Origin of the sequence: Methanoregula formicica SMSP, assembly GCF_000327485.1 — an archaeon.
In the GTDB taxonomy this organism is placed as follows: domain Archaea; phylum Halobacteriota; class Methanomicrobia; order Methanomicrobiales; family Methanospirillaceae; genus Methanoregula; species Methanoregula formicica.
Map to the genome: position 1 here is coordinate 1,787,421 of NC_019943.1, position 22,293 is coordinate 1,809,713.

The 22,293-nt window shown below is 56.5% G+C and carries 28 protein-coding genes and 1 tRNA gene; 15 read left to right on the plus strand and 14 right to left on the minus strand.

Annotated elements, in window-relative coordinates; genetic code table 11:
* Positions 1–64 precede the first annotated feature (64 nt).
* Positions 65–865: a hypothetical protein gene (locus tag METFOR_RS09005; RefSeq protein ID WP_015285820.1), complete on the plus strand. Its 801-nt coding sequence runs from the start codon at positions 65–67 to the stop codon at positions 863–865.
* A gap of 213 nt (positions 866–1,078) precedes the next feature.
* Here the strand turns inward: METFOR_RS09005 and METFOR_RS09010 are convergent, their stop codons facing one another.
* From METFOR_RS09010 to METFOR_RS09035, 6 genes are all read right to left on the minus strand, one after another.
* Entirely contained in the window at positions 1,079–1,534 is a 456-nt protein-coding gene (locus METFOR_RS09010; RefSeq protein ID WP_015285821.1) for a phosphate-starvation-inducible PsiE family protein, read from the minus strand.
* 6 nt (positions 1,535–1,540) lie between these two features.
* Entirely contained in the window at positions 1,541–2,299 is a 759-nt protein-coding gene (cobA, locus tag METFOR_RS09015) for a uroporphyrinogen-III C-methyltransferase (RefSeq protein WP_015285822.1), read from the minus strand.
* A complete protein-coding gene (gene hemC / locus METFOR_RS09020; protein ID WP_015285823.1) occupies positions 2,296–3,180 on the minus strand; it encodes a hydroxymethylbilane synthase in 885 nt (294 codons plus the stop codon). The genes cobA and hemC overlap by 4 nt, the downstream gene beginning before the upstream one ends.
* On the minus strand, positions 3,171–4,430 hold the full coding sequence (gene hemL, locus METFOR_RS09025; protein WP_015285824.1) for a glutamate-1-semialdehyde 2,1-aminomutase: 1,260 nt from the start codon (positions 4,428–4,430) through the stop codon (positions 3,171–3,173). The genes hemC and hemL overlap by 10 nt, the downstream gene beginning before the upstream one ends.
* Positions 4,420–5,400 (minus strand): porphobilinogen synthase, encoded by a 981-nt coding sequence (gene hemB / locus METFOR_RS09030; RefSeq protein WP_048111295.1) that lies wholly within the window; start codon positions 5,398–5,400, stop codon positions 4,420–4,422. Before hemB ends, hemL begins: the two co-directional genes overlap by 11 nt.
* A gap of 94 nt (positions 5,401–5,494) precedes the next feature.
* Positions 5,495–6,232, minus strand: a complete 738-nt coding sequence (locus tag METFOR_RS09035; protein ID WP_015285826.1) for a flavodoxin family protein — start codon at positions 6,230–6,232, stop codon at positions 5,495–5,497.
* Positions 6,233–6,287: 55 nt separating this feature from the next.
* Between METFOR_RS09035 and METFOR_RS09040 the strand changes: the two genes are divergently transcribed.
* From METFOR_RS09040 to METFOR_RS09050, 3 genes are all read left to right on the plus strand, one after another.
* Positions 6,288–6,536 (plus strand): DUF2769 domain-containing protein, encoded by a 249-nt coding sequence (locus tag METFOR_RS09040; protein ID WP_015285827.1) that lies wholly within the window; start codon positions 6,288–6,290, stop codon positions 6,534–6,536.
* Between the two features lie 58 nt (positions 6,537–6,594).
* Positions 6,595–7,251: a hypothetical protein gene (locus tag METFOR_RS09045; RefSeq protein ID WP_015285828.1), complete on the plus strand. Its 657-nt coding sequence runs from the start codon at positions 6,595–6,597 to the stop codon at positions 7,249–7,251.
* Between the two features lie 125 nt (positions 7,252–7,376).
* Entirely contained in the window at positions 7,377–7,598 is a 222-nt protein-coding gene (locus tag METFOR_RS09050) for a hypothetical protein (protein WP_015285829.1), read from the plus strand.
* Here the strand turns inward: METFOR_RS09050 and METFOR_RS09055 are convergent.
* Together METFOR_RS09055 and METFOR_RS09060 are read right to left on the minus strand one after the other, a co-directional pair.
* The gene (locus METFOR_RS09055; RefSeq protein ID WP_148277649.1) at positions 7,576–8,397 is read right to left on the minus strand and encodes a hypothetical protein; all 822 of its coding nucleotides are present in this window, start codon (positions 8,395–8,397) and stop codon (positions 7,576–7,578) included. The two genes, METFOR_RS09050 and METFOR_RS09055, sit on opposite strands and share 23 nt — an antisense overlap.
* A 5-nt stretch (positions 8,398–8,402) precedes the next feature.
* Positions 8,403–9,224, minus strand: a complete 822-nt coding sequence (locus METFOR_RS09060) for a hypothetical protein (protein ID WP_015285831.1) — start codon at positions 9,222–9,224, stop codon at positions 8,403–8,405.
* A gap of 292 nt (positions 9,225–9,516) precedes the next feature.
* Between METFOR_RS09060 and METFOR_RS09065 the strand changes: the two genes are divergently transcribed.
* Positions 9,517–11,430: an InlB B-repeat-containing protein gene (locus METFOR_RS09065; protein WP_148277650.1), complete on the plus strand. Its 1,914-nt coding sequence runs from the start codon at positions 9,517–9,519 to the stop codon at positions 11,428–11,430.
* An 86-nt stretch (positions 11,431–11,516) separates the two neighbouring features.
* Here the strand turns inward: METFOR_RS09065 and hemA are convergent, their stop codons facing one another.
* From hemA to METFOR_RS15585, 6 genes are all read right to left on the minus strand, one after another.
* Entirely contained in the window at positions 11,517–12,794 is a 1,278-nt protein-coding gene (gene hemA, locus METFOR_RS09070) for a glutamyl-tRNA reductase (protein WP_015285833.1), read from the minus strand.
* Positions 12,787–13,413 carry a precorrin-2 dehydrogenase/sirohydrochlorin ferrochelatase family protein gene (locus METFOR_RS09075; protein WP_015285834.1) on the minus strand — a complete coding sequence of 209 codons (627 nt, stop codon included), beginning with the start codon at positions 13,411–13,413 and terminating at the stop codon, positions 12,787–12,789. The genes hemA and METFOR_RS09075 overlap by 8 nt, the downstream gene beginning before the upstream one ends.
* A 280-nt stretch (positions 13,414–13,693) precedes the next feature.
* Positions 13,694–13,960: a HEPN domain-containing protein gene (locus METFOR_RS09080; protein WP_015285835.1), complete on the minus strand. Its 267-nt coding sequence runs from the start codon at positions 13,958–13,960 to the stop codon at positions 13,694–13,696.
* A 35-nt stretch (positions 13,961–13,995) separates the two neighbouring features.
* Positions 13,996–14,241: a hypothetical protein gene (locus METFOR_RS09085; RefSeq protein WP_158491370.1), complete on the minus strand. Its 246-nt coding sequence runs from the start codon at positions 14,239–14,241 to the stop codon at positions 13,996–13,998.
* Positions 14,205–14,435 (minus strand): nucleotidyltransferase domain-containing protein, encoded by a 231-nt coding sequence (locus tag METFOR_RS09090; RefSeq protein WP_048110907.1) that lies wholly within the window; start codon positions 14,433–14,435, stop codon positions 14,205–14,207. Before METFOR_RS09090 ends, METFOR_RS09085 begins: the two co-directional genes overlap by 37 nt.
* Before the next feature lie 158 nt (positions 14,436–14,593).
* The gene (locus tag METFOR_RS15585; protein ID WP_158491371.1) at positions 14,594–14,740 is read right to left on the minus strand and encodes a hypothetical protein; all 147 of its coding nucleotides are present in this window, start codon (positions 14,738–14,740) and stop codon (positions 14,594–14,596) included.
* Between the two features lie 227 nt (positions 14,741–14,967).
* Here METFOR_RS15585 and METFOR_RS09095 point away from each other — a divergent pair.
* The 10 genes from METFOR_RS09095 (at position 14,968) to METFOR_RS09140 (ending at position 22,290) form a co-directional block, all read left to right on the plus strand.
* Positions 14,968–15,039, plus strand: a tRNA-Gly gene (locus tag METFOR_RS09095).
* 875 nt (positions 15,040–15,914) lie between these two features.
* A complete protein-coding gene (locus tag METFOR_RS09100) occupies positions 15,915–16,313 on the plus strand; it encodes a pyridoxamine 5'-phosphate oxidase family protein (protein ID WP_015285836.1) in 399 nt (132 codons plus the stop codon).
* An 87-nt stretch (positions 16,314–16,400) separates the two neighbouring features.
* On the plus strand, positions 16,401–17,201 hold the full coding sequence (locus METFOR_RS09105) for an EFR1 family ferrodoxin (protein ID WP_015285837.1): 801 nt from the start codon (positions 16,401–16,403) through the stop codon (positions 17,199–17,201).
* Between the two features lie 8 nt (positions 17,202–17,209).
* A complete protein-coding gene (locus METFOR_RS09110) occupies positions 17,210–17,992 on the plus strand; it encodes a TetR/AcrR family transcriptional regulator (RefSeq protein WP_015285838.1) in 783 nt (260 codons plus the stop codon).
* A complete protein-coding gene (locus tag METFOR_RS09115) occupies positions 17,973–18,794 on the plus strand; it encodes a CPBP family intramembrane glutamic endopeptidase (protein ID WP_015285839.1) in 822 nt (273 codons plus the stop codon). Before METFOR_RS09110 ends, METFOR_RS09115 begins: the two co-directional genes overlap by 20 nt.
* Before the next feature lie 115 nt (positions 18,795–18,909).
* Positions 18,910–19,146, plus strand: a complete 237-nt coding sequence (locus METFOR_RS09120; protein WP_015285840.1) for an AbrB/MazE/SpoVT family DNA-binding domain-containing protein — start codon at positions 18,910–18,912, stop codon at positions 19,144–19,146.
* Positions 19,133–19,549: a type II toxin-antitoxin system VapC family toxin gene (locus METFOR_RS09125; RefSeq protein ID WP_015285841.1), complete on the plus strand. Its 417-nt coding sequence runs from the start codon at positions 19,133–19,135 to the stop codon at positions 19,547–19,549. Before METFOR_RS09120 ends, METFOR_RS09125 begins: the two co-directional genes overlap by 14 nt.
* A gap of 186 nt (positions 19,550–19,735) precedes the next feature.
* Entirely contained in the window at positions 19,736–20,596 is an 861-nt protein-coding gene (locus METFOR_RS09130; RefSeq protein ID WP_015285843.1) for a MerR family transcriptional regulator, read from the plus strand.
* A 128-nt stretch (positions 20,597–20,724) separates the two neighbouring features.
* Positions 20,725–21,279, plus strand: a complete 555-nt coding sequence (locus METFOR_RS09135; protein ID WP_015285844.1) for a flavodoxin family protein — start codon at positions 20,725–20,727, stop codon at positions 21,277–21,279.
* 264 nt (positions 21,280–21,543) lie between these two features.
* Positions 21,544–22,290 (plus strand): Bax inhibitor-1/YccA family protein, encoded by a 747-nt coding sequence (locus METFOR_RS09140; RefSeq protein WP_015285845.1) that lies wholly within the window; start codon positions 21,544–21,546, stop codon positions 22,288–22,290.
* Positions 22,291–22,293 lie beyond the last annotated feature (3 nt).

The following is a 22,293-nucleotide window of genomic DNA, read 5'->3' on the forward strand; positions in this document are numbered from 1 at the left end:
CGTAACCGGTCGTTGGCCGGAATGAACCGCCATCTTAAAATCCCGGACAGCGTACCGGGTACCAATGGAGCAAGAGATCAAAAAGAAATGGGGCATCATGTTCAAGGCGATCCTCATGATGATCGCCCTCCTCATCGTCCGGACAGCAGTCGATCTTGCCGGGCTGGACGTGATCCCGATCACGCCCGTTGTGGGTGCGTTTATCACGGGCGCCATTTTCACGATTGCGATCATCTTTACCGGTACCTTCACCGACTTCAAGGAGAGCGAGAAGGTCGGAAGCGAACTTGCCACCTCGCTCAAGGCCCTGTACAACGACAGCCGCGTACTCCCGGTCACGGACGAGTCCATGACAAAGACATTCCGGGCGCATTTGCGGGGGGTTCACCGGACAATCCGGGACAGCCTGCTCGAAAACCGGTTCAGCATAGAAGAGGTCAACCGGGCCATGGATCTCCTGAACAACGATGTCCGGGCGCTTGCCTATGCAAACGTCGCCCCGCCGCTGATTGCCAAACTCCGGAACGAGATGGGCGCTATCGACCGCATCTGCAACCGGATCGAAGTGATCATCCGGACGGACTTCATCCCGGCAGCCTATGCGCTCGCCGAGATCGCCACCGGCGGTGTTATCCTCCTCCTGCTCTTCATCAAGATGGACGGGCTTGCCGAAGGCGCGATCATCTTTGCGGTCATCACGATGATGCTCATCGGGCTTCTCCTTCTCATCCACGACATGGACAATCCGTTCGAGTTCGGACCCGACGCGTTCGCTGACGTGGACCTCGAATCGCTGGTCATGCTGGAGAAGTATTTCGACGAGCAGGATGCGGCGATAGAGAAGAGAGGGACAGGAAAGGCGTGAGCACGGATCTGCATCACTTTTTTTAGCCTATTCTCTTTTTTCCAACCACACGGCCTACGGTGATAATGAAGAAAAAATAATGAAGAAAACCTTATTCTGATGATCGTCCCCCCCTTGCGGCAACCATCCCCGGGGGGTATGGGGGCATCAGCCCCCATCTCTTCGTTTGATGATTTCTACTAAGAAAAACGCATTCAATATCAGAAGAAACGGTCACTCCCCGCCCTTCTTCACGCCGCCCGGCCCAATCGTTATCCCGGCCTTCTTGATGAGGTAGTATCCGGCAGTGAGACCGACAATGATAACACCGATGCTCATCATCTCAAAACCGTACTCAAAACCGTTCATGTTCGAGGGGTCCATCAGGATGACCTTCCGCGCCACGGCAATAACGGCCAGCAGGATCACAATCTCGACATGGATGGTGTTCTCGCGGAAGTACGCCTTGATGGTGTCGAGGAGTTCTACACCGATCAGGACAAGCAGGAAGGCGCCAAGGACATTGATCATCTCGTACGACTCCATCAGGATGGGGCTGGTTGTGAGGAGCGCACCAAAAAGGAGCATGGCAAGGTCAATCATGGCAGTGATAAGGACGATGACCAGCATCACCATCAGGGCCGCGTAGATACCCTTCTCAATCTTTTCTATGGTAGTGATAATTTCCATGATTGGTCAGTCCCCCCAGGGAACGAGGTCCGGCTCTGCCGGGTCGTACAGGTTTACGACATCGCCAATGACAATCACCGCCGGGGGTTTGACGCCCGCTTTCTGTGCCTCACCCGCGATCGTTTCAAGGGTGCCGGTCGTGACACGGCGGTCCTTCCGCAAGCCGCGTTCGATGATGGCAACCGGTGTTGCCGCCGCTTTCCCGTTCTTCACCAGCACTGCCGCAATCTTTGCAAGGTTCGCGACACCCATAAGGATAACGATCGTGCCCCGGCTCTTTGCCAGCAGCTCCCAGTCGAGCGCCGGTTCCGCCTTGGTCGGGTCCTCGTTGCCGGTCAGGATCGTGACCTGGCTTGCATACTTCCGGTGCGTGAGCGGGATTCCGACCGATGCAGGGACAGCAAGGGCACTTGTAATCCCCGGCACCATCTCGACCTCGATCCCCGCGGCACGGACGGTCTCGAGCTCTTCGCCGCCCCGCCCAAAGAGGAAGGGGTCGCCGCCCTTGAGCCGGACAACGCGTTTCCCTTTCTGCGCCCGGTCCACCATCAGCGCCTCGATCTCGTCCTGTTCAAGGTTGTGCTTCCCGCCGAACTTGCCGCAGTCGATCTTCTCTGCACCGGCCGGGAGGGTCGAGAGGATCTCCTCTCCCGGCAGCTGGTCAAAGAGCACGACCTCGGCCCTGTCAATCACGTCGCGGCCCCGCTGCGTGAGAAGTCCTTCTGCACCCGGTCCCGATCCTACGAGGTAAACTTTTCCTTTCATCCGGTAATCCCCAGTCGTTTGTACGCTTCGTCTATCAGGTCCTGGGCCTTTGCCTTCAGCTTCGCGCCCTCTTCCCGTGCCTGGGCGATGTCCTTTACATCAACCTCGACCCGCTCGGCCCGGCCCCCGTCCAGCGAGAGCACCTCGGCGATGAGGTGCCCGCCGCGGGAGAAGATTCCCAGCGGCGTGAAGCAGCCGCCGCCGAGCTGTTCCATTACGGCCCGCTCGATGGCAATGTCGGTGCGGGTCTCCGGGTGGTCGAGAGCCGAGAGCACTTCCATGAGCGAGGGGTCAGCCCTGCTCACGACAGCGACCGTCCCCTGGTTGGGGGACGGGACGAACTTTTCCGGAGGGAGCCGCTGGCCGTCGATCTTAATGCCGAGCCGCTGGAGGCCTGCCTCGGCGAGCATGATGCCGTCGTACTCGCCGGCTGCCATCTTCCGGATCCGGGTATCCACGTTCCCGCGGAGATCCCGGATCGTGATCCCTGGATCGTGCCGGAGGAGCTGTGCTTTCCGGCGCGTGCTCGATGTGCCGATGACCCGCACGTGGGCAAATTCGCCCTTGTGGGCAAGGTAATCCGCCGGCGAGTCGCGCTTCAGGATGGCGGCGGTAACAAGGCCGCTCGGGCGGATGGCCGGGATATCCTTCATGCTGTGGACGGCGCAGTCGATGGTTCCCGCGAGGATCGCGTCGTCCAGTGCCCGGACAAAGACACCCTGCCCGCCGATCTCGTGGAGCGGGACATGGGTCGTAGTGTCGCCCTGCGTGTTAATGATAACCTTCTCGGATTCGATCCCAAGATCGCTGAGTTTCTGTATGACTGTCTCCGCCTGGACAAGGGCGAGCTTGCTGCCCCGGGTCCCTATCCTTATCGGCATTTCCGGTACGCCTGTGCCAGTGCGGCGAGATCGTGATCGGTATGCGCTTCGGAGAGGAAGTTGGTCTCGAACTGCGAGGGCGGCAGGAAGATATTGGTATCGAGCATCTTCTTCCAGAAGACCGGGAAGGCCGCAGTGTCGCATTCCTTCACCTCGCGATAGTCTTTCGGGGGCGATGACCGGAAGAAATACTTGAACATCGAGCCGAGGCGGACAAAACAGCCGCCCCCCATATCGCCGATTCCCTCTTCGAGAGCCCGGCCTTTCTCTTCGAGATTCTTATACAGCGACGCGTTCTCGTGCAGGTACCGGAGGGTGGCAATGCCCGCGGTGAGCGAGAGCGGGTTGCCGGAGAAGGTCCCCGCCTGGTACACCGGCCCCTGCGGTGCAACGAGCTCCATGATCTCCCGCCGGCCGCCAAAGGCGCCGATGGGAAGACCGCCGCCGATGATCTTGCCGAGCGTGGTGAGATCGGGCTTTACCCCGAATTTCTTCTGTGCCCCGCCGATACCCACGCGGTATCCCGTGATTACTTCGTCAAAGATGAGGAGCACGTCATGCGCCTTCGTGATCTTCCGGATCTCCTTGAGATAGCCATCCTGCGGGAGGACGGGCCCGATATTGCCGAGCACCGGCTCGATGATGAGGGCTGCGACATCGCTGTTCTTTGCAAGCACCGCTTCGAGTGCCTCAGGATCATTGTAGGGGACCTGCCGGGTGTGGGCCACGAGGTCGGAAAGCACGCCGGCCGAGTCCGGGACGCCCATCGTTGTTGCGCCCGAGCCGGCCTTGACGAGCACCGCGTCGTGCGCCCCGTGGAACCCGCCTTCGATCTTGACGATGTCCTTTTTCCCGGTGAACCCGCGTGCGAGCCGGATCGCGGCCATGGTTGCTTCCGAACCGCTCGAAACGAACCGGACCATGTCCATGCCCGGGTGGTCGCCCGTTATCATCTTTGCGAACTCCGGCTCGAACGGCGACGGCGTCCCGTAGAGCCAGCCGCGTTCCAGCTGCTCCTCGATGGCGCTGCCGATCTCCGGGTGGGCGTGGCCGAGAATGAGCGGACCGTAGGCCATGCAGCAGTCGATGAGCGTTATCCCGTCCGCTGTCCTCAGGTGCGCTCCCTTCGCGCCGGTGGTGTAGAACGGGTACGGCTTGATCGCCCTTACCGGGCTTGAGACGCCGCCGGGCATCAGGATCTTTGCCTCTTCGAAGAGCTCGCTGCTCTTCTTGTTTGTTTCAGTGTTCATGGAGCCACCCTGCAACTTCACCGGCAAAGTACGTGATAATCAGGTCGGCCCCCGCACGCTTGATGCAGGTGAGGGACTCGATGATGGCCTCCCGTTCCCTGAGCCACCCGTTCTGTGCTGCGGCCCTTATCATGGAATATTCCCCGCTCACCTGGTAGGCAGCGACCGGGAGGCCGAGGGTCGCGACCTCCGAGAGCACGTCCAGGTAGAACCCGGCCGGCTTGACCATCAGGATGTCTGCTCCTTCGTCAACATCCATCTGCGACTCGAGCAGCGCCTCACGGCTGTTCGCGGGATGGATCTGGTAGGTCGAGCGGTCCCCAAAGGAGAAGCCGGAGTCGGCCGCCTCGCGGAACGGGCCGTACAGGGCCGAGGCGAACTTCGTGGAATACGACATGATCAGGACCTCGTCGTACCCGGCCTCGTCGAGCGCCGTCCGGATCGAGCCGACCATCCCGTCCAGCATGCAGGACGGGGCAACGATATCCGCGCCCGCCTCCGCGTGCGAGAGGGCGATCCGGTTCATGAGCACAAGCGACGGGTCGTTTAAGAGGTCCGTCCCGCCCCGGGTCTCGCCTACGATCCCGCAGTGGCCGTGGTCGGTATACTCGCAGGCGCAGACGTCGGTGATGACCACCATGCCCGGCACTGCCCCCTTGACATTCCGTACTGCCTGCTGGACAACGCCCTGCGGGTCGTACGCCGACTTTGCCTCAGCGTCTTTTTCCTTCGGGATGCCAAAGAGGAGGATGGCCCGGATCCCTTTCTTCCAGAGGTCCGCTGCCTCGCCCGCGATGCCACTCACCGGGTACCGGAACTGTCCCGGCATGGCCGAAATGGGTTTCTTCTCTGAAATGTTCTCGTCCACAAAAAGGGGTGCGATCAGGTCATTTCTGGAGAGAGTGATCTCGCGCAGGAGCGGCTGGATATTCCGGGACCGTGTCCTCCGCATCCGGCGTTTGGGAAAGATGCTCGTTTTTGCCACCACCTGCACTACTTCTGGTGAGTACTTTTTTGGTCCATGGTATTTATGGTTGCAGTATCCGTGGCGGTCACCGCGCCGGTCACTGGCCGGCGCATTCCTGCTCGTTTTCGCACTGCTGTTTCAGGGCGCACGCGAGCCGGAGGGCGGAGAGCACAAGGTTGGAGAGGTCCTCCTGTGTGTACCGGTTGTTGTCGATCAGGTCCTTGTCCTTTGTGGTGTCCTCGTCGTTCTCGCCAACCCACGAGGCTATCGCGACTTCAGGGATGTGGAACCCCACCCAGGAAAGGAAGTTCAAGAGATTGCCGGCAACGTGCTGCACGCCATCCACGTGACCGATCACGATGAGTCCTGCGACCTTGTTCCGGATCAGCCGGTTGCCAAACCACGAGTACTGGTTCTCGATGGCGTTCATCCGTTCCACGAACTTCTGGATCAGGGATGAGTGGTTGTTCCAGCGGATGGGTGTTGCGAGGATGAGGATGTCGCAGGCAAGGACCGCATCGTATACCTTCTGCATCTCATCGTCCTCGTACTTCATTGAGCTCTGGCAGGGGTAGGTGCAGTAGGCCGGGTTTTCAGAGTAATTCCCTTCGCACTCGTAGATCTTCAGGTCCTTTAACCGGATAAATTCGGTCGTGCACCCGAATTCCCTGTACTGGGCGAGGGCCTTGTCGAGAAGCGCCTCGGACTTGCTCATGACTGGCTGTTGCCGGCTCGACCCGGAAAGCCCGAGAACCCGGATCTTTTTGCAGACCTCCTTGTCCGGAACCGGAATGATGTTGATCCCGAACTTCCTTCCAACCAGCGGGGCAGGCATGATTTAATTATCATGGAGAGGGGGATAATCTACTTGTTGATTGCGGGGTGAGAAAATGGACAGAAAAGACCCGGCTCTAACTGGCGAGAACAAAAAGAAGTGCATCTGCGGGCCCTGCCCGAGCTACACGGAATGCATGCGGGCAGGAGAGGAACTGCTGTTCTGTATCGGGGGAAAGAGTGCCGACTGCGTCTTTGAAAAGAAAGGCTGTATCTGCCCCTCGTGCCCGGTAACAAAGGAGCTCGGCCTGAAGAAAGCCTACTACTGCATCCGGGGCACTCAGGAAGAGCAGGAGCAGAAATAGTCCGGGTGTTTCGCAGGGTATCGGCATCTTTTTCCTCCACCCGGTTTTATAATCGATAATGCGCAGTGCTCAGGTTCTTGTTCTTTTCCTTCTCCTCTGCAGCGTTCTTGCCGTGGCGGGGTGTACATCCAGTACGGCCAATCCACCTCCCGTTACCGCAACCGCGATCTCGCTCCCTTCAATTGCCCTCGACCGCACCGATCTTCCCGAAGGCTATGTCCTGACCATGAGCAACGTGAAGACTGACGCGGATGTAAGTCCTCTCGCGCAGTCGCTTGGCTGGCAGGCCGGGTATGTTGCAGAGTACACGAAGTCCGCTGCCCCGGGCACGGTCATCCTCCATTCGCTTGCCGGTTACAAGGAGAGCAGTTTGCCGGATGTCATCGCGTATATCAACCGCGCTGACCGGTCCTGCAGCGATCTTGAATATTTCGATATTGCCGTGACCGGTCTTGGTGAGAACAGCCGGGGATTTATCGGGTACATGCCAGACAAAGAACAGGTCGCGATCCCGGCATCCGTTCCCGCTTCCGGACCGCTGACCGATATCGCGGTCTCGAACGAGAAACCAAGCACAAGGTCCTGCGGGCAGAACTATGTCGAGATTGTTTTTACCAAGGGAAACATTCTCGAAGTGATCCGGATCTCAGGGCCGACAATCGATGACAAGGAAGCGATCGCGATCGCACAGAAAGCGTACTCTAAAATCCCCTAAAGGGGATTTTCTCTTCCTCCCGGTCTGATGACCAGTCGGAACCAGAAGACCTCATAAACCCATTTTTTCCCACTGGCAGGATCAATCCGCAAGCATTATTGTATCTGAATAATAACGCAAGCGAAATGTTATTGCTGCTGGCTTCCGCAACGGTGTTCGGGATTCCCCTTGCCGTTGTATTCGGGATTATTTCTTTTTCCTGTCTCCTTGTCACGGCACTCTTTGGGGACCTTGTGCTGAAAGGGAAGCACAACATCCCGCTTGCGTGGCATATGCGGATGGCGGCCGCAACGATCATCCTTGCCGTGGTCCACGCGATTCTGGTCATTGCGTGGCTGTCGGGCTGATTACCGCCTGCCAGACCGGGTGGGAGAGGTTCGGGTAGGGTCCATCTGCATACCCGAATTTCCCTTTGGCTGTCTGCCATCCCTGGGATTCATCCCAGTTAGTCCAGGAATAATAATCGGAATATGAGTTATATCCGGATTCATCGTATCTCTCCTTCCAGAAATTGCCTCCCCTTATACTGGAAGAGACTTTAACACGGGCAGCCGGAGATGCTGTATACTCGATATAGATAGGAATCTCCTGTGAGATGAGAATTGGAGAATATTGTAAGGAATGGAGTGAGAGCGAATCAGCCGGGGCGGGCACGAGCGGCTGGAAATCGCGTTTCGGTAAGAATACCGATTCATTGTCAAGGGGATATCGTGTCTCGATGAACTGAAGGGGTGAATTAGTTCTGGTAAAATTGTCAACTGAGACACGGAATATTGCATTATGGTTGTCCGGGAAAACCTGCGCTGCCTTGATCTTCAGGAACCACGGCTGGTTGTCCGCAACCGGGTACATTCCACTCAGGTTAATCCCCGGAGGGGCCTGAACAAGTTCCACAGAAAAATTCTCGTTTTCAAAATACTGCTGCGTCAGTATAACAGGGCCAGCCATGGGTTTTCCATTTTTTACGGGGAGGGGCAGGTACAGGGTCACATTCGACAGTGGTTCCGTGGAGGTAATTCCCAGATCATAGGAAAAACTTGTGGAGAACATCCGTGGCTCTATTGAAAATTCCGAGCAACCGGCGGCGAGCACCAGCAATCCGATGAGCAGGACCGGGACCGCGACGTAGACGATGCGGTTCCACATGTTGATCATTGCGTGGCTGTCGGGCTGATTACTGCCTGCCAGACCGGGTGGGAGAGGTTCGGGTATACTCCATTGGCGCAGATGAATTCACCTGTTGCATTCTGCCAGCCATGGGCCTCACCGGTATGGTGCCAGTCGTAGGAGTCCTGATAGTTATTATATCCGCCGGAGTCATCCCATTCTCTCCAGGCATTGGAACCAAGCACCAGAGAGTAAATCTCCACCTGGTTTGATAGCACGGTGGAATAGTCTGCATAAAAGGGGATTTCCCGAACAGAAACAACTCCAGCGGATCTCTTCCACTGCGAATCCCGGACCCCGGTTGTTGCCGGGAGTGATGCCGGCACTACCGGTTCTGGCAGGAACACTGCTTCATTTCCGACCGGAGACACCGTATCGATAAACAGCAGAGGGGTTTTTACAAAGGTGAAGTTGTCGATTTCGACAAGGAACTGGGTTTTTCGTGTGCCCGATGCTGGAAGATTATCGACATGAACACGGAGATACCAGGACGACTCATTGCCGGTTACGGGCGTGACATTCCCGATCTCCTCAGTCGACAATCGGACAATATCCGTTGAACCGCCGAATTGCCCGAAGCTGCCCGGAGTCAGAGCAACCGTTCCGACCCTGGGAGTACCATTCTTCACGGGCAGGGGAAGGTAGAACGTCGCATTGGTCAGCGGGTCCGTGGTCCGGATATTAAGAATATAACTGGTGTGGGTGGAGAACGTGTGGGGTCCGGAATGGGAAGAACAGCCGGCTGCAAGCAAAAGCAATGCAATAAGAACGCCTTGTATGATGAGTTGGGCAAACCGTTCTCCCATAATGGAATTGAAGTCTGTTATCCGAGTAAATAATAATTCCGATTTGTTATTAGCTTTAGAATAAAATCGAAATGGCTAAATACTTTAAATTTTTTTAATTAATTCCACCAGACAACATATTCTGCAAAATATATGACTGGTCATAACGGAGGAAATTTATTTCCTGTTTTTTTCTTGCAGAATAGAGGAAGTGAACACCACCATGAACAAAAAACAGTGTTTCTTCACAGGATTGATGGTAATTCTGCTCATCGTCGGGATAATATCCCCGGTAATGGGAGCAGAAGAACGCATGGATAGTAAGGAAAAAGAACTCAATGCCGATCTGGATGCGACACAAGAGAAATTCTCCCGTTTTTCGCACGAAGGGTACGACCAGAAACACCGGTGTCCGATCAAGGTTCCTGATTCCTATACAATGATCGAGAACCTGACCATCGATGCATCGCTGATGAACGCAACCCCGCACTGGGTCTTCCTTGCAGCCGGGAAAACCGAACAAAAAGCACTGCTTTCCTATGTCAGAGCTGCAAACGTGACCGCGAAGAAAAAAATCCAGTGGTCATTATTCCTGATGAAATCGTGGATGAAATACCCGGTCAAGCTCATCAAAACAGATAATGGCACAACACTAGTCCCCGGGAAAACGCCCTACAGGTTCTCGATGACTTCCCAGGAGAACAGGACATTCCAGGAGATCGAGCGGTATATTGCTGAGGATATGGCAAACGTCCAGGCTGAAACCGCTACGGTCAGGTGGTTTGCAGAACCTACCCATACTACGTTTATGCTGACCGCATTTTCAAATGCGGATAATATTCCTGATGATCTGAAAACAATAGCGGCAGGTGCAGCTATTCAGCCCGATTCCTGGTACTCATTTCCGGTTCACCAGATGAACCATGGATATGTTCCCATTTCCATTACACCTCCCATTACCGGCGCCGGCATTGCTCCGGATAACTTCAGGGATTATGCCAATTCAGCAAAGTCCAAGTTCTCATCCCATGATTATGAAGGAGCGTTCAGGGACATGGGCTATGCCAGCCACTTCATGACGGATCTAGGGAACCCGTTCCACACGCCCATGGTGCAGCTGATCCCCCTAGAGTATATTGATACGCCATTTTCCCAGGTTGTCTTCCCGAATTCACAGATGATCGTGAACTACGAGGAACTGCACAACAGATATGAGGGCATGGTCTCATCGAACTGGGGGATGTTCTATGACGGGAATACAGAACGGTATGATATCATCGAACCGGGATTCTCGGCAAAAAGCCATGCAGTGTATTCCTGGGGCATGAGCTACCCGCTCGTATACCAGTGCTACTGGCACTTCGTGAATACCCACAATACAGATTTCTCGACCAATTCAGCAATTGTCGGAATCACGAAAAACCGCATCAGCGAGAGCATGAAAAATACCCGGGGTCTCGTCTATTATGTGACCGAAGGGAAAGCCCCGACACTCACTGTCACGGCATCAGCAGGAACCGGGGGATCCATCTCGCCGGCAGGGGAAAATACCGTTCCCTATGGCGGCTCGCTGACATTCACTGTCACGCCTGCTGCCGGATATGAGATCGAGGATGTCAAAGTCGACGGGTCTTCTATAGGAGCTGTCAGCAGTAAGACGATCTCTTCAATAACAGCCGATCACACCATCTCCGCAACATTCAGCAAGAACCTCCCGCCCATTGTCGCACTCTGCTCTGCGGGGACTGCATTTGACGCAACCAAATACCCGCAGAACTGGCCGCAGTCCGACGCCATGACCTCCCAGTGTAACTGGGATGGCAACGGGCGAGTCTACATATCCGGCGATCCCGGGGCGCTCACGGGAATACGGGCGGATGACGGGTTCACCGTTCAGATCCAGCCAAGCGGCGCAACCTATGATGCCCAGCCCCACCATGCAACAGTTCATAATATTATCGAACTGACGGGAGGGATGACGCCGGGAATGAATACGGTAACGGTTGTCGTAAGGAACTGGATGGGCCTGTCAATGAGTTATGGATCCCTGTCCGGTATCGGGACGGACCAGACGCCGACCATCATCCAGGTAAATTCCCAGACACTTGCCTTATCAGCAATGGAAAAAACGTCGGCCAGCGATCTTCCGTCGTTTATTACTGAGAGTCCGGATGGGCTTATCGTCAACGGAACGCTCATGAAAACCACGAATGAATCGAGCGGTTAATCCATTTTTTCCGCATGTTCCTTTTCCCGGGATCTCCCGGGACAGGGACACATTTTAAAATTCCGGAGCGAACGGATATTGCCCGGTCATTCCTTCTCCGGCTTCCCTTCGATCCGGTCGCCTTTTGTGATGGCATTGACGAGCGCTTCGGCAGCCGCTGCATCACCCTCCTCGGCACTGGTGCGGACGGAATACGTGGCATCGGTTAAGAGTTTCTTTGTCAGGACCCGGGTCAGGTCATCGATGACTGATATGGTCTTCTCGTCCGCTGCACCGAGCCGGGAGAGGGCTCGCTCGCGTTCCCGCACCCGGACTTCTTCGGCCCAGGTGTGGAGCGAGGCAAGGTAGCACTCGGCGGTCCTGCGGTTCAGGTGCCGGAGGAAGAGGGAGAGCTCGGCCTCGACAAAGCCGTGCGCCCGGTCGGCCTCGGCTTTTCTCGTGCTCATGGTCTGCTCGTTCACCGACCGCAGGTCATCGATGGTGTAGAGCCTGACGCCATCGATCGTGCCGGCGCCTTCTTCCACATCGCGGGGCTGGGCAATGTCAACGAGAATGAGGGGGCGGGGGTGACCTTCAGGCGGCCAGCACCGGTCTTTCATGGCCCGGGCGAGCTCGGCCCTGCGGATGATCGCGTGCGGGGCTGCCGTGCAGGAGATGACCACGTCCGAGAGCGTGATATAGTGGTAGAGCTCGTTGAACTTCACGGCCTTGCCGCCGATCTTGCCGGCCAGGATCTCGGCCCGCTTGTAGGTCCGGTTCGCAACGTACATCGCCGTGAGGTGCTTGGCTGCAAGGGCCTGGGCCACAAGGAGTCCCATCTCCCCGCTGCCTACAACAAGGATGTGCTTCCCCGCAAGGGACCCGATCTCCGCTTCGGCAAGCGTGACGGCGGCAGAGCCAATCGAGACCGAGCCCCGGTTGATGAGCGTCCGGCGCCGCACTTCCACGCCCACGTGGACCGCCTTGTTGATGCAGGTCTCAAGGAACTCGCTTGCGGTACCGGTCTCCTGTGCGTCCGAGAGCGATTTTTTGAGCTGCCCGATGATCTGGTCTTCGCCCACGATCATCGAGTCGATGCCGGACGCAAGCGCAAAGAGGTGGCGGAGGGCTCCCGGGCCCTCGTGCACGAAGAAGTCCTTTCTCCCCTGTTCTGCAAGGAACGCCCGGAGCCCTGCTGCATCGCCTTCAACCAGGACCTCGACACGGTTGCAGGTCTGGAGGAGCATCACACCCGGGAACCGGGTGCGTGCCGCTTCAAGGAACGCGGGCTCATCCGCGAAACGGAACGCCTCGATCATGGTCACGTTCGCGGTGTGGTGGCTCACGCCCGCGATCGCGAGCGGGGCCGTCTGGCATTCAGCCATGCAGGTACCTCCGCTCCACGTCCTTCCAGGCAGCCCCGCGGTCGGAGAAGAGCTGCTCCCAGATCGCGTGATCGTTGAGCACGTTCCGGAGCACCGCATTCCGCTTTGCCTGGTCCGGCTCTTTCTCCTTGAGCACCCCGCGGAGCCGCTCCTGGAGCGCGATCATCGCGTCCAGCGCCGGGAACTCGTCCTCGATCTGCTCGCGGATGAACCGCGAGACCGCAGGGCTCGCCCCGTCCGTGCTGATCGCGATCGTGTAGTGGTCGCCGCCCGTCACGGCCGGCAGTACAACGTCCCCGCTCTCCCCGTCAGCGTTGTTGAACAGGATCCCCTTTGCCCGGCAGAGCCGCCCGATCCGGTTGTTGATCTCCGGGTCCGACAACGCTCCAATCACAAGGAATGCGTCCCGTATCAGGTCCAGCAGTTTCAGGTCGCTTGTCTTCTCCAGGTCGATCTCGACCCGGGTTGCCTGCAGGCTGTCGAATGCGGAGACAAATGACCGGCTCACGACCGTCAGGTGCGATTTGCCGGAAAAATACGCGGCCTTCCGTGCAGCCACATTCCCCCCTCCGAAGATGACGATGCGACGATCAGAGCAGTCAACAAAGAGAGGGATCATCTGCTATAAGATAGAGCGATCTTGGAGAAAAATCCTGTGGAATTCGTTTGACAGATGATACAATCCCCGCCCGCACCCTACTCAAGCCCGCGGATATACGGAGAATATGTTTTCAGGAAATACGTTTCCAGTCCTTCGCGCGAACGGGGAAGCGACGTTCCGGTCTGTGCTTCGAAGAATACAAAACTGAGTTCAAGAAACTCAAGCGCAGTTTTGGTCAGTTCCGTAACCTTTCCGGATCATATTTCAGGTAATGGACACGACCGGCAGTATCAAAGCCCTAGCGGGACGGGATGTAATAACTCTCCAGCCGGCTCATGACCGGGAGGAATGTGCGGAACCGGTTGTCCAGTTCACCGGATGCGGGAATGACATGGGCAGTGGAGAGATCCGATGCAGGGTGATCGCGGGCTACGACAATGGAGACGAGCGCAAGACATCCTTTGGCGCCTTTCTCGCATACCTGTTGGGCATGGAAGACCGCAACCGGATAGAGCCGATTCCCAAGGGCCGGCCGGGCCGATGGTGTCGCGGTCGAACAGCGCATCGGCAAAGCACCGGACTGCCCGCGCTTCGTGGAGATCAGACATGGTAACCGATTGTGGCGCTGTCCATAACAATTGGACGGACGTTCCGGCCATCGGGAACTGCCCGGGACAAAACGTCCCTGCCATGAATGAGCCGGTGGTGCTTTGAGATCTCGTACAGGATTGGTGAATCGCTCTTCAGCTCGTCATGGCCAAGAATGATGAGGTCAACCGACCGCCCGGTCTTCCCGAGCAGGGCGTGTCTCACTGCGGCGACTGATTCGGTATATGCCTCCGGCACACTGCCCACAACGGCTGCAATAGCATAATCGCTCCGGTATCCGCATCCCCCCGGGCCAGGCTCCCGAAGAGGGAGATTGCTTCGACACCTTCAATCTCCCGTAGTACGGCTGCGGTGATTGTTCCGAGATCGCCATCGATACCGGAAGCCTTTCGTTTCCCGGTATTCTTTTTTGCCTGCCTGGCGTTTGTCATGGTGTTTTCCCGGCTCCCTGGCCGGATTCGTTACGGGATATTATCTTGCGGTTTGAATAAATAATCCTGCTTCTGCACTACGGCAGCAACATGGTACGGGTTGATGACTCGCTGGAAATCATACTCTTCATACGGTAATTCTCAAGCCGGAAATATTTTCATCTGCCAATCGATGGTCTCCGGTTTCTTGCCAAAAGGGCATCCACATCCTCTTCTGCTTCCGGTTCTCCGAATTTTTTCACAAATATCAAAAACGTTTCCCGGATTATTACTTCAACACGGGCATTCTCGGGAATGTTCACCATGTCATCCAGTACCAGCACCCCATTATTCTATTCGGCTTTTGTTCGTATTGCAGGCACAGGGGATCAGTCTCGTCAATACAAACATCCCTGTTTTAGACGATAGCGCTTGTGGCTCTATTATAGCATTTGAACAGACCCGACGCGATATTTTTCTCACAGTTCGGTTGTCGTCCGCCCTTTGTTCGATATACTTAAATCAGATGAATACCCACATTGTAGAGCACACTGCGCCGATAGTGTAGTGGTTATCACTAGGCGTTGCCAACGCCTAAACCCGGGTTCGAGTCCCGGTCGGCGCATACTGCCTGGTTCTGTTGCAACTACGGTTGATTTCGGAATTTATTCTCGAAAGATTTGCTGTTTCAACCGTCAACGCAACAGAACCCTCCCGTCCAAGAATGCCCTGCCTGGGCATTCTTCTCCAGAGATTATCCCCTGCGGGAATAATCTCTACGTAAATCGCTCCGTTTTCGAATACGGGTTCATTTTGAAAAACCGACGTTTGGAGGGTCGCACTTTTTCGCGAATTACGATGCACCGTTTTTGAAATACCTGAAAATTATCGTTTAATTCCCTGACAGGGGCCGAAGTGCACCCGGAAAAATGTCAATATAGTCGCTCTGGTACAAAGGATCGCTGTTTTTTCTGGACATGAGCACGCGAAACGAACCGGGAGGGGGTTTTGAGCAGGGCCGTACCGACGGAAGAGTGATTTTCTCCGTCGAAGGATCATACGGATCCTTCTTCTGCTCCTGGCTTTATAGCCAGTCCCACGTCGAAGAATTCCCGGGCCACTGCTCCGGCCTGCCCCCCATAGATACCTGCGCAAATCCGGGCCCTCCACAGGCTCCGTTTCCCCTCAGGTACCAATCCAGAGGGAATAATTCCCCAAAATGAGGGAATAATTCACGCATTTTCCTGAATTTCACGTCGGAGAGATGAGGGAATAAACAGCCACGTTTCAGCGGCCTTTTTTTCCCGGTAAGGGTTCCCGCCCGATCCACCCTGCCAAACGCTGCCGGACCACGCCTATGGCCGTTTTCGGATCCACCGTCGGAAACAGGGCGACCGGTCCTGATAATCAGGCACCGGACGGAGTGTATCCCAACTCACAGTTACTCACTAACCGATAGTTATAATATAACCGCAAGTACACGATCTGCCGGGAAATTCCATGGTGCAACTGACAGGAGAGATCAAAGAATCCCTGCAGGCCGCGAAGCTCGCGTTCCTTGCAACCGCATCGAAGTCCGGCATCCCCAACGTTGTCCCGATCGCGGCGTTCAAAGTCCGTGACGAAGAAACGCTGCTCATCTCGGACCAGTACTTCAACAAGACGCTTGCGAACCTGAAGGAGAACAAGGAGATCGCGTTGTCCTGGTGGGGAGAGAAGGGCGGATTCCAGATCAAGGGGACTGTCACGCTCCACACAAACGACGAAATTTTCCGGGAAAACATTGCGTGGATGAAAGAAAGCTTTCCGAAGTTCACACCAAAGTCCGCGGTGCTCGTGAAGATCACGGGTGGGTATATTGTCAAGCCAGACCCCGAGCCCGGGAAAAAGATCCTGTAGCCGGCATGGCAGGGGCAGAATGAAAAAATTTTCAAAAATTCCAAAAAATTTCCGGCACCGTCCGGCACATCCAGGAAACGAAAGAACATGAACATCGAATCAGCAAAACTCGTATATTTCTCACCCACCGGCACAACGCAGAGTGTTGTCCGGGCCATTGCCCGCGGTGTAAACCCAGGCACCACGGAAGAGATCGACATTACACAACCGGCAGCGAGAGTGCAGCCGTTGCGGACATCAGAAACCGAACTGCTCATCATCGGCGTACCGGTGTACATGGGCCGGGTCCCGGCCATTGTCCGCGACTGGCTCAACGCAATCGTTGCCCGCAACACCCCCGCGGTCTGCGTTGTCCTGTACGGCAACCGGACATACGAAGACGCCCTGCTCGAACTGAAAACCATCGTAACAAAATCCGGGTGCCGGGCGATCGCGGGCTGTGCATTCATCGGCGAGCACTCGTTCTCGGACCCTGCGGTCCCGACCGCACAGGGCCGTCCCGATCAAAACGATCTCCAGCTTGCAGAAACATTCGGCAGAAAAATCCGGGAAAAACTGCAGGCCGTCTCAGCGGTCGCAGAGATTCCGGAAGCAAAAATCCCGGGTGAATTCCCGTACCGCGGCGACTCGCGGCTCTGGACCGTGGACTTCATCGAAGTCAGCGATGCATGCACGCAGTGCGGCACCTGTGCGGAACGCTGCCCGGCCGGTGCGATCGATCCGGCAGATGCCAAGAAGATCGATACCAAGCTCTGCATCACCTGCTGCTCCTGCATCCGGCAATGCCCGTCGCATGCCCGGTCAATGAGGCCCGGGCTCGTGAAGGACGCACAGTTGCGCCTGCACACATTGTATAACGAACGAAAGGAGCCGGAATATTTCTTGTAGAGGAAACCATGGGGATATCCGAACGGAGGCAGCGGGAGAAGGAGCAGCGGAGGACCGGGATTCTCGATGCAGCCGAACGGCTCTTCTTTGCGAAGAATTACGAAGATGTCTCGATGGACGGGATTGCCCGCGAAGTCGAGCTGAACAAGGCGACCATCTATCTCTATTTCGAGAACAAGGAGACGCTCTACGCGGCTATCGTGCTACGGGGGATCGCGATCCTGAAGGAGAAATTCACGGAGTGCATGACAAAGGACGCGCCGGGCATTGTCAAGGTCGCCCTGATGGGCCAGGCCTATTACCGGTTCTCAGAGGAACACCCGGAATATCTCCGGATGATCCATTTCTACGGCTCCGAACGGTTCTCGAAAGAAAACCCGTGCACCGCAGAAATCGGGAAAGGGTACGGGTCGTGCCGGCTTGTCCTGCGGGACGCGGTCCGGCAGGGCATCGAAGACGGGTCGATCCGGGCCGATCTCGACCCGTTCCTCACCTCCATGTACCTGATGATCTCCTTCATGGGCATCCTCTCCATGGAAGACAAGTGGAAACAGGTAATCGCTGACGAAGGGTTCGGGTACGAAGAGTATTGCAGCCGGTTCTTCCGCTTCATCCTGCCGGCTCTGGCACCGGACGGGAAATCCCCCGATGTTAAAAGGTTTGCACGCTACGGATTTGTCCTGACAAAGCCTGAAGGATCCGGGAAGCGGGACGAGGATTGCCCGATCCCCTTATCCCCATGCCTGCACAACTCCCCTGCAGGTAATCCCGATGACCGGCACCCCGCATAAATACCACCCCGCTCTCTTCTTCCTCATCGCGTATGCGGCCACGTGGGCATGCTGGTTCGCGGCCGCGTACTTCAGCAACCATGGCGGATCCGGAGAACTACTCGGCCTGCTGATGGTTGCCGGACTCTGCGGGCCGCTCGTTGCTGCGCTCATCATGTTCTGGCGGGCAAAGAGCCCGGAACTCTGGCGCGATTACAAGGACCGGTTGTTCAGCCTGCGGAGGATCGACATCCGGACGCTGCCGATCATTCTCTTCCTGGTCCCGGCTGTTATATGTGTCGCGATCGGGATCTCCCTTCTCTTCGGGAAATCGCCGGACCAGTTCACCATCCGGCTCGGGGCGGTTTTTCTGACCGTCCAGGGCCTTGTCGGACTGTTCCTTGCCCCGGCGTTTGAAGAGGCGGGATGGCGGGGGTACGGGATGGACAGCCTGCGGAGCCGGTATACGCTGTTCATCGCAACACTCTGGTTTGCCCTCCTCTGGGCAATCTGGCATATCCCGCTCTTTTTCCTTGCCGGGTTCTACCACAACAGCCTGCTTTCGAGCGGGCTGTACACGGCAAATTTCTTTATTGCCGTCCTTGCAATGGCATTCATCGTCAACGGGCTCTTCTACCGGAACAACCGGAGCATCGTTGCCTGCTTCCTCTTCCACCTTTCCGCAAATGTCGCGTTGAGTTATATCCCGGCAGAGCAGTTCACCAAGTGCATCGTCACGGTGCTGCTGCTCGCGGTTGCGGCGGTAATCGTAGTTGCGGACCGGGACCGGTTCTTCCACGAACCGTGGGCCGGGCCGGTGTGAGAGGCGGGAGATATTTCCTCGCTGATGATCAAGGATACGATACATTCGCGCCATGGGTATTCAAAAAATGGCAATTGTTTTATTATCTGGTGAAACAATTAATTTCTGGTGAATCATGCCAAAAGTGGAGATCAAACCGGTTGATGCCCAGGGAAGGATCATCCTCCCGAAAGCATGGCGGGCCCGGCTCCGGACCAGTTCGGTTGTTGTCGTTGACGAGGACGACCGTCTCGAGATCCGGCCTGCGGATGCAGACCTTTCGCGGTTTGTGGATGCCGTGGAAGTCGAAGCGGAGCACTTTGACAATTACCATAAGCTCCGCAAGGGCCTGAGGAGAGATGCGGTTCATTGACGCCAACGTCTTCATCTACGCAGTCCTGAAGCCGAAGGGTTCTCTGCCGGATGCGGTACAACAGAAGAAAAAAGCGGCACGTGAGATCTTTTTGCGGGTGAACGATGGCGAGCCGGTCATAACAACCACGGTCCATCTGAGCGAAGTGGCCAATGTACTCGAAGATGCTGCCACGCTGCCGTTTGCCTGCGACCTTATTTCGGCGCTCCTGATAAAATCCTCACTATCCATCGAGCCGGTTTCCGCTGACGATTACCGCGAGAGCATCGGTCTTTCAAAGAAATACTCTATCAGCATCAACGATGCGCTCGCCCTTATCATCATGGAACGCCTCGGCATCGATGAGATCTATACCTTCGACCGGCACTTCCGGAAGACCGGTGTTACTATCGTACAGGAATAAAAAGTTCATCATTTTTTGGCTCTCCTTTTGATCAATCCATGACACCGGACTGACGTGTATTGCAACAGGATTCACACGTCCGGTTGTCGGGAAATTATCTGTGATGGATTCCCCCTCTCCGAAACCTTCCCCCACAGGAGACTCCGGCATCCTATTTGCTCTAGCAGCGCACAGGTTAGTGTAACAATGGCAGGCGACCAGATCCCCATCGGCCGGTTCTCGCTCATTACCCGGCTCAGCCAGAAAGCGCTGCGCTTTTATGATGAGCGGGGCCTGCTCGTGCCGCAGGTAAAAGACCTCTGCACCGGCTACCGGTATTACACGATGGCCCAGATCTCCCGGGGCGTCTCGATCAAGACGCTCTGCACGCTCGGGTTCTCCCCGGCCGAGATCGGCGATCTCCTCTCCGCAAAAGAGGGGCATGACACGGAGATCATCCGTACGCTCTTTGCAAGGAGACGGCAGGAGATCCGGTCCGAAGTCAGCCGGTTACAGCAGATCGAGGCGATCCTCGCAGACGAAGACGCCTCATTAGAGTTGATCTACATGTCACTGAACGAACCTCTTGTCAAGGAAATCCCGCCCCAGCGGATCGTGGGAAAGAAGGGAACCGGCCCGTACGGCGAAACCATCTCGCGGCTCATGCCGGCACTCTGCGACCAGATCTTTTCCGAAGAGAACCAGAGAAACAACCTGAAAGTGACCGGGCCCTTCATGACCCTGTATCACGACAACGAGTACCGGGAGAAGGATGCGACAATGGAGTGCGCCGCCCCCATCACCGGGCGGATCGTGCTCACGGACCCGGACATGGAAGTCCGGACCCTGCCAGGCGGAAAGTGCCTCTCCCTCATCCACAAGGGCACCTACGCCAATCTCCAGGCAGCCTGGAGCCGGATCGGGGCATACGCGGAGGAGAAGGGATTCGTGACAAGCGGCATCTGCCGGGAAATGTATCTCACGGACCCGAACGTTGTCGCGGAGAGCGAGCTCCTCACCGAACTGCAGATCCCGATCGACATGGATGTCTCGCGGCAGCAGCACTGACCTGCCGGAAACGGTAGCGGATTGCGCGGAGGCCATGCAGCGCCACAAGACCGTTGGTGCGGTTTCCTGTGGTACCGGCCCTCTTCCTTTTATTACTCTTCGCGCAAAAACACCTGTCTAGAGCGATCATGAAAGTCCTCGGAATTGTAACAAGCCCCCGGAGGGGTGCAAACAGCCAGACGCTTGTCGAGAATATCCTTGCCGGCGCAAAGGACGCCGGGGCGAAGACAGAGATCGTGCGGCTCTGCATGATGAACATCCAGCCATGCATTGGCTGCAACAAGTGCAAGACCGAGGACGGTTGCATCATCGAAGACGATATGGCCGGACTCTGCGAAAAACTGGAAAACGCGGATGCCGTTGTGCTGGGTTCCCCGATCTACTGGGGCCGGCTGAACGCCCAGGCGTACCCGTTCATCGACCGGCTCTATGCCCTGATCAAGGCGGACTTCACCACGGATTTCCCGAAGGGAAAGAAGCTCGCGGTTGCACTCACGTGCGGCGGAATGGAGCCCGAAGCCATGAAGCCGGTCAACGATTACGTCAAGTTCGTCTTTGGCTTCCTCGGTTTTTCGGACGGGGGATTCATCTGCCAGAACCACTGCCTCCTGCCGGAAGATATTGCACAGTTCCCGGAGACGTTGCAGAAAGCAAAGGATCTGGGCCGGGCCCTCGTGAAATAATTTTTCCCGGCACCCGAGTACCTCAGGGAAGATTTCATCGAGCCCGGCCTCCGGCCGAAGCGGAACTTCAGGGACATTCCCCGTTGCAGATAAAAGTGCCGACGGGATAGCATCACCATTTTTTTATATTCTCTGACAGGAAACCGGCCCCGGAGATTAATTCACTAACTTTAATAATTTTTATGCACAAAAATCTCCTTTATCATACGGTGACACCGGAGCACAACTGCCCGTAACCACGGTCACCCTGTCAGGAAAGCAACCATGGACCGATCCGCCAATCCCGCACTCCGCGACGAACTCTTCGGCCCCGGGGAGGACCGGGCCGGTGCAAAGCCGATGACCATCAGGGGAACGATCGACAAGACTCTTGTCCTGCTCGCCATCGCGATGGTGTCTGCGGTTGCAGCGTGGAAGTTCCTCCCGGCCGATGCCATCCCGGTCATTCTCGTGTCGGTGGTGGCTGCGTTCGTTATCGGGTTCGTGACATCGTTCTATACCGCATGGTCGCCGGTCACCGGCCCGGTCTTTGCAGTCTTTGAAGGGATCTTCCTTGGCGCCTTCTCCGGGGCAGCGGAGGCGCTGTATCCCGGCATTGTTGCGCAGGCGGTTGCGCTGACCTTTGCAGTTTTCGTCCTGCTCCTCCTGATCTTCCGCGCCCGGCTCATCCGGGTAACGGAAAAGTTCCGGCTCATCGTGGTCGGGGCAATGGGAGCGATCATCCTCTTCTACCTTGCCGCGATCGTACTGGCCTTTTTCGGCCTGCCGCTCGGGTTCGTGAACGAAGGGGGCTGGCCGGGAATCGTCATCTCGGTCATTATCGTTTTCGTTGCCTCGCTCAGTCTTGTCCTTGACTTCGACTACATTGAGCAGGGCGTAACAAACGGGCTCCCGAAACGCCACGAATGGTACGCCGCGTTCACCCTGCTCGTCACGCTGGTCTGGCTCTATCTTGAGATTGTCCGGCTGCTCATGAAAATCCGGATGCTGGCGCAAGTACTCCGCCGCTAAAAA

Excerpts from the sequence above, each read along its gene's own strand:
- METFOR_RS09005 (WP_015285820.1), top strand. The coding sequence starts at position 65 with ATGGAGCAAGAGATCAAAAAGAAATGGGGCATCATGTTCAAGGCGATC.
- METFOR_RS09010 (WP_015285821.1), bottom strand. The coding sequence starts at position 1,534 with ATGGAAATTATCACTACCATAGAAAAGATTGAGAAGGGTATCTACGCG.
- cobA (WP_015285822.1), bottom strand. The coding sequence starts at position 2,299 with ATGAAAGGAAAAGTTTACCTCGTAGGATCGGGACCGGGTGCAGAAGGA.
- hemC (WP_015285823.1), bottom strand. The coding sequence starts at position 3,180 with ATGCCGATAAGGATAGGGACCCGGGGCAGCAAGCTCGCCCTTGTCCAG.
- hemL (WP_015285824.1), bottom strand. The coding sequence starts at position 4,430 with ATGAACACTGAAACAAACAAGAAGAGCAGCGAGCTCTTCGAAGAGGCA.
- METFOR_RS09035 (WP_015285826.1), bottom strand. The coding sequence starts at position 6,232 with ATGCCTGCCCCGCTGGTTGGAAGGAAGTTCGGGATCAACATCATTCCG.
- METFOR_RS09040 (WP_015285827.1), top strand. The coding sequence starts at position 6,288 with ATGGACAGAAAAGACCCGGCTCTAACTGGCGAGAACAAAAAGAAGTGC.
- METFOR_RS09045 (WP_015285828.1), top strand. The coding sequence starts at position 6,595 with ATGCGCAGTGCTCAGGTTCTTGTTCTTTTCCTTCTCCTCTGCAGCGTT.
- METFOR_RS09050 (WP_015285829.1), top strand. The coding sequence starts at position 7,377 with ATGTTATTGCTGCTGGCTTCCGCAACGGTGTTCGGGATTCCCCTTGCC.
- METFOR_RS09055 (WP_148277649.1), bottom strand. The coding sequence starts at position 8,397 with ATGTGGAACCGCATCGTCTACGTCGCGGTCCCGGTCCTGCTCATCGGA.
- METFOR_RS09060 (WP_015285831.1), bottom strand. The coding sequence starts at position 9,224 with ATGGGAGAACGGTTTGCCCAACTCATCATACAAGGCGTTCTTATTGCA.
- METFOR_RS09065 (WP_148277650.1), top strand. The coding sequence starts at position 9,517 with ATGGATAGTAAGGAAAAAGAACTCAATGCCGATCTGGATGCGACACAA.
- hemA (WP_015285833.1), bottom strand. The coding sequence starts at position 12,794 with ATGGCTGAATGCCAGACGGCCCCGCTCGCGATCGCGGGCGTGAGCCAC.
- METFOR_RS09075 (WP_015285834.1), bottom strand. The coding sequence starts at position 13,413 with ATGATCCCTCTCTTTGTTGACTGCTCTGATCGTCGCATCGTCATCTTC.
- METFOR_RS09080 (WP_015285835.1), bottom strand. The coding sequence starts at position 13,960 with ATGCGCTGTTCGACCGCGACACCATCGGCCCGGCCGGCCCTTGGGAAT.
- METFOR_RS09090 (WP_048110907.1), bottom strand. The coding sequence starts at position 14,435 with ATGACAAACGCCAGGCAGGCAAAAAAGAATACCGGGAAACGAAAGGCT.
- METFOR_RS15585 (WP_158491371.1), bottom strand. The coding sequence starts at position 14,740 with ATGGTGAACATTCCCGAGAATGCCCGTGTTGAAGTAATAATCCGGGAA.
- METFOR_RS09100 (WP_015285836.1), top strand. The coding sequence starts at position 15,915 with ATGGTGCAACTGACAGGAGAGATCAAAGAATCCCTGCAGGCCGCGAAG.
- METFOR_RS09105 (WP_015285837.1), top strand. The coding sequence starts at position 16,401 with ATGAACATCGAATCAGCAAAACTCGTATATTTCTCACCCACCGGCACA.
- METFOR_RS09110 (WP_015285838.1), top strand. The coding sequence starts at position 17,210 with ATGGGGATATCCGAACGGAGGCAGCGGGAGAAGGAGCAGCGGAGGACC.
- METFOR_RS09115 (WP_015285839.1), top strand. The coding sequence starts at position 17,973 with ATGACCGGCACCCCGCATAAATACCACCCCGCTCTCTTCTTCCTCATC.
- METFOR_RS09120 (WP_015285840.1), top strand. The coding sequence starts at position 18,910 with ATGCCAAAAGTGGAGATCAAACCGGTTGATGCCCAGGGAAGGATCATC.
- METFOR_RS09125 (WP_015285841.1), top strand. The coding sequence starts at position 19,133 with ATGCGGTTCATTGACGCCAACGTCTTCATCTACGCAGTCCTGAAGCCG.
- METFOR_RS09130 (WP_015285843.1), top strand. The coding sequence starts at position 19,736 with ATGGCAGGCGACCAGATCCCCATCGGCCGGTTCTCGCTCATTACCCGG.
- METFOR_RS09135 (WP_015285844.1), top strand. The coding sequence starts at position 20,725 with ATGAAAGTCCTCGGAATTGTAACAAGCCCCCGGAGGGGTGCAAACAGC.
- METFOR_RS09140 (WP_015285845.1), top strand. The coding sequence starts at position 21,544 with ATGGACCGATCCGCCAATCCCGCACTCCGCGACGAACTCTTCGGCCCC.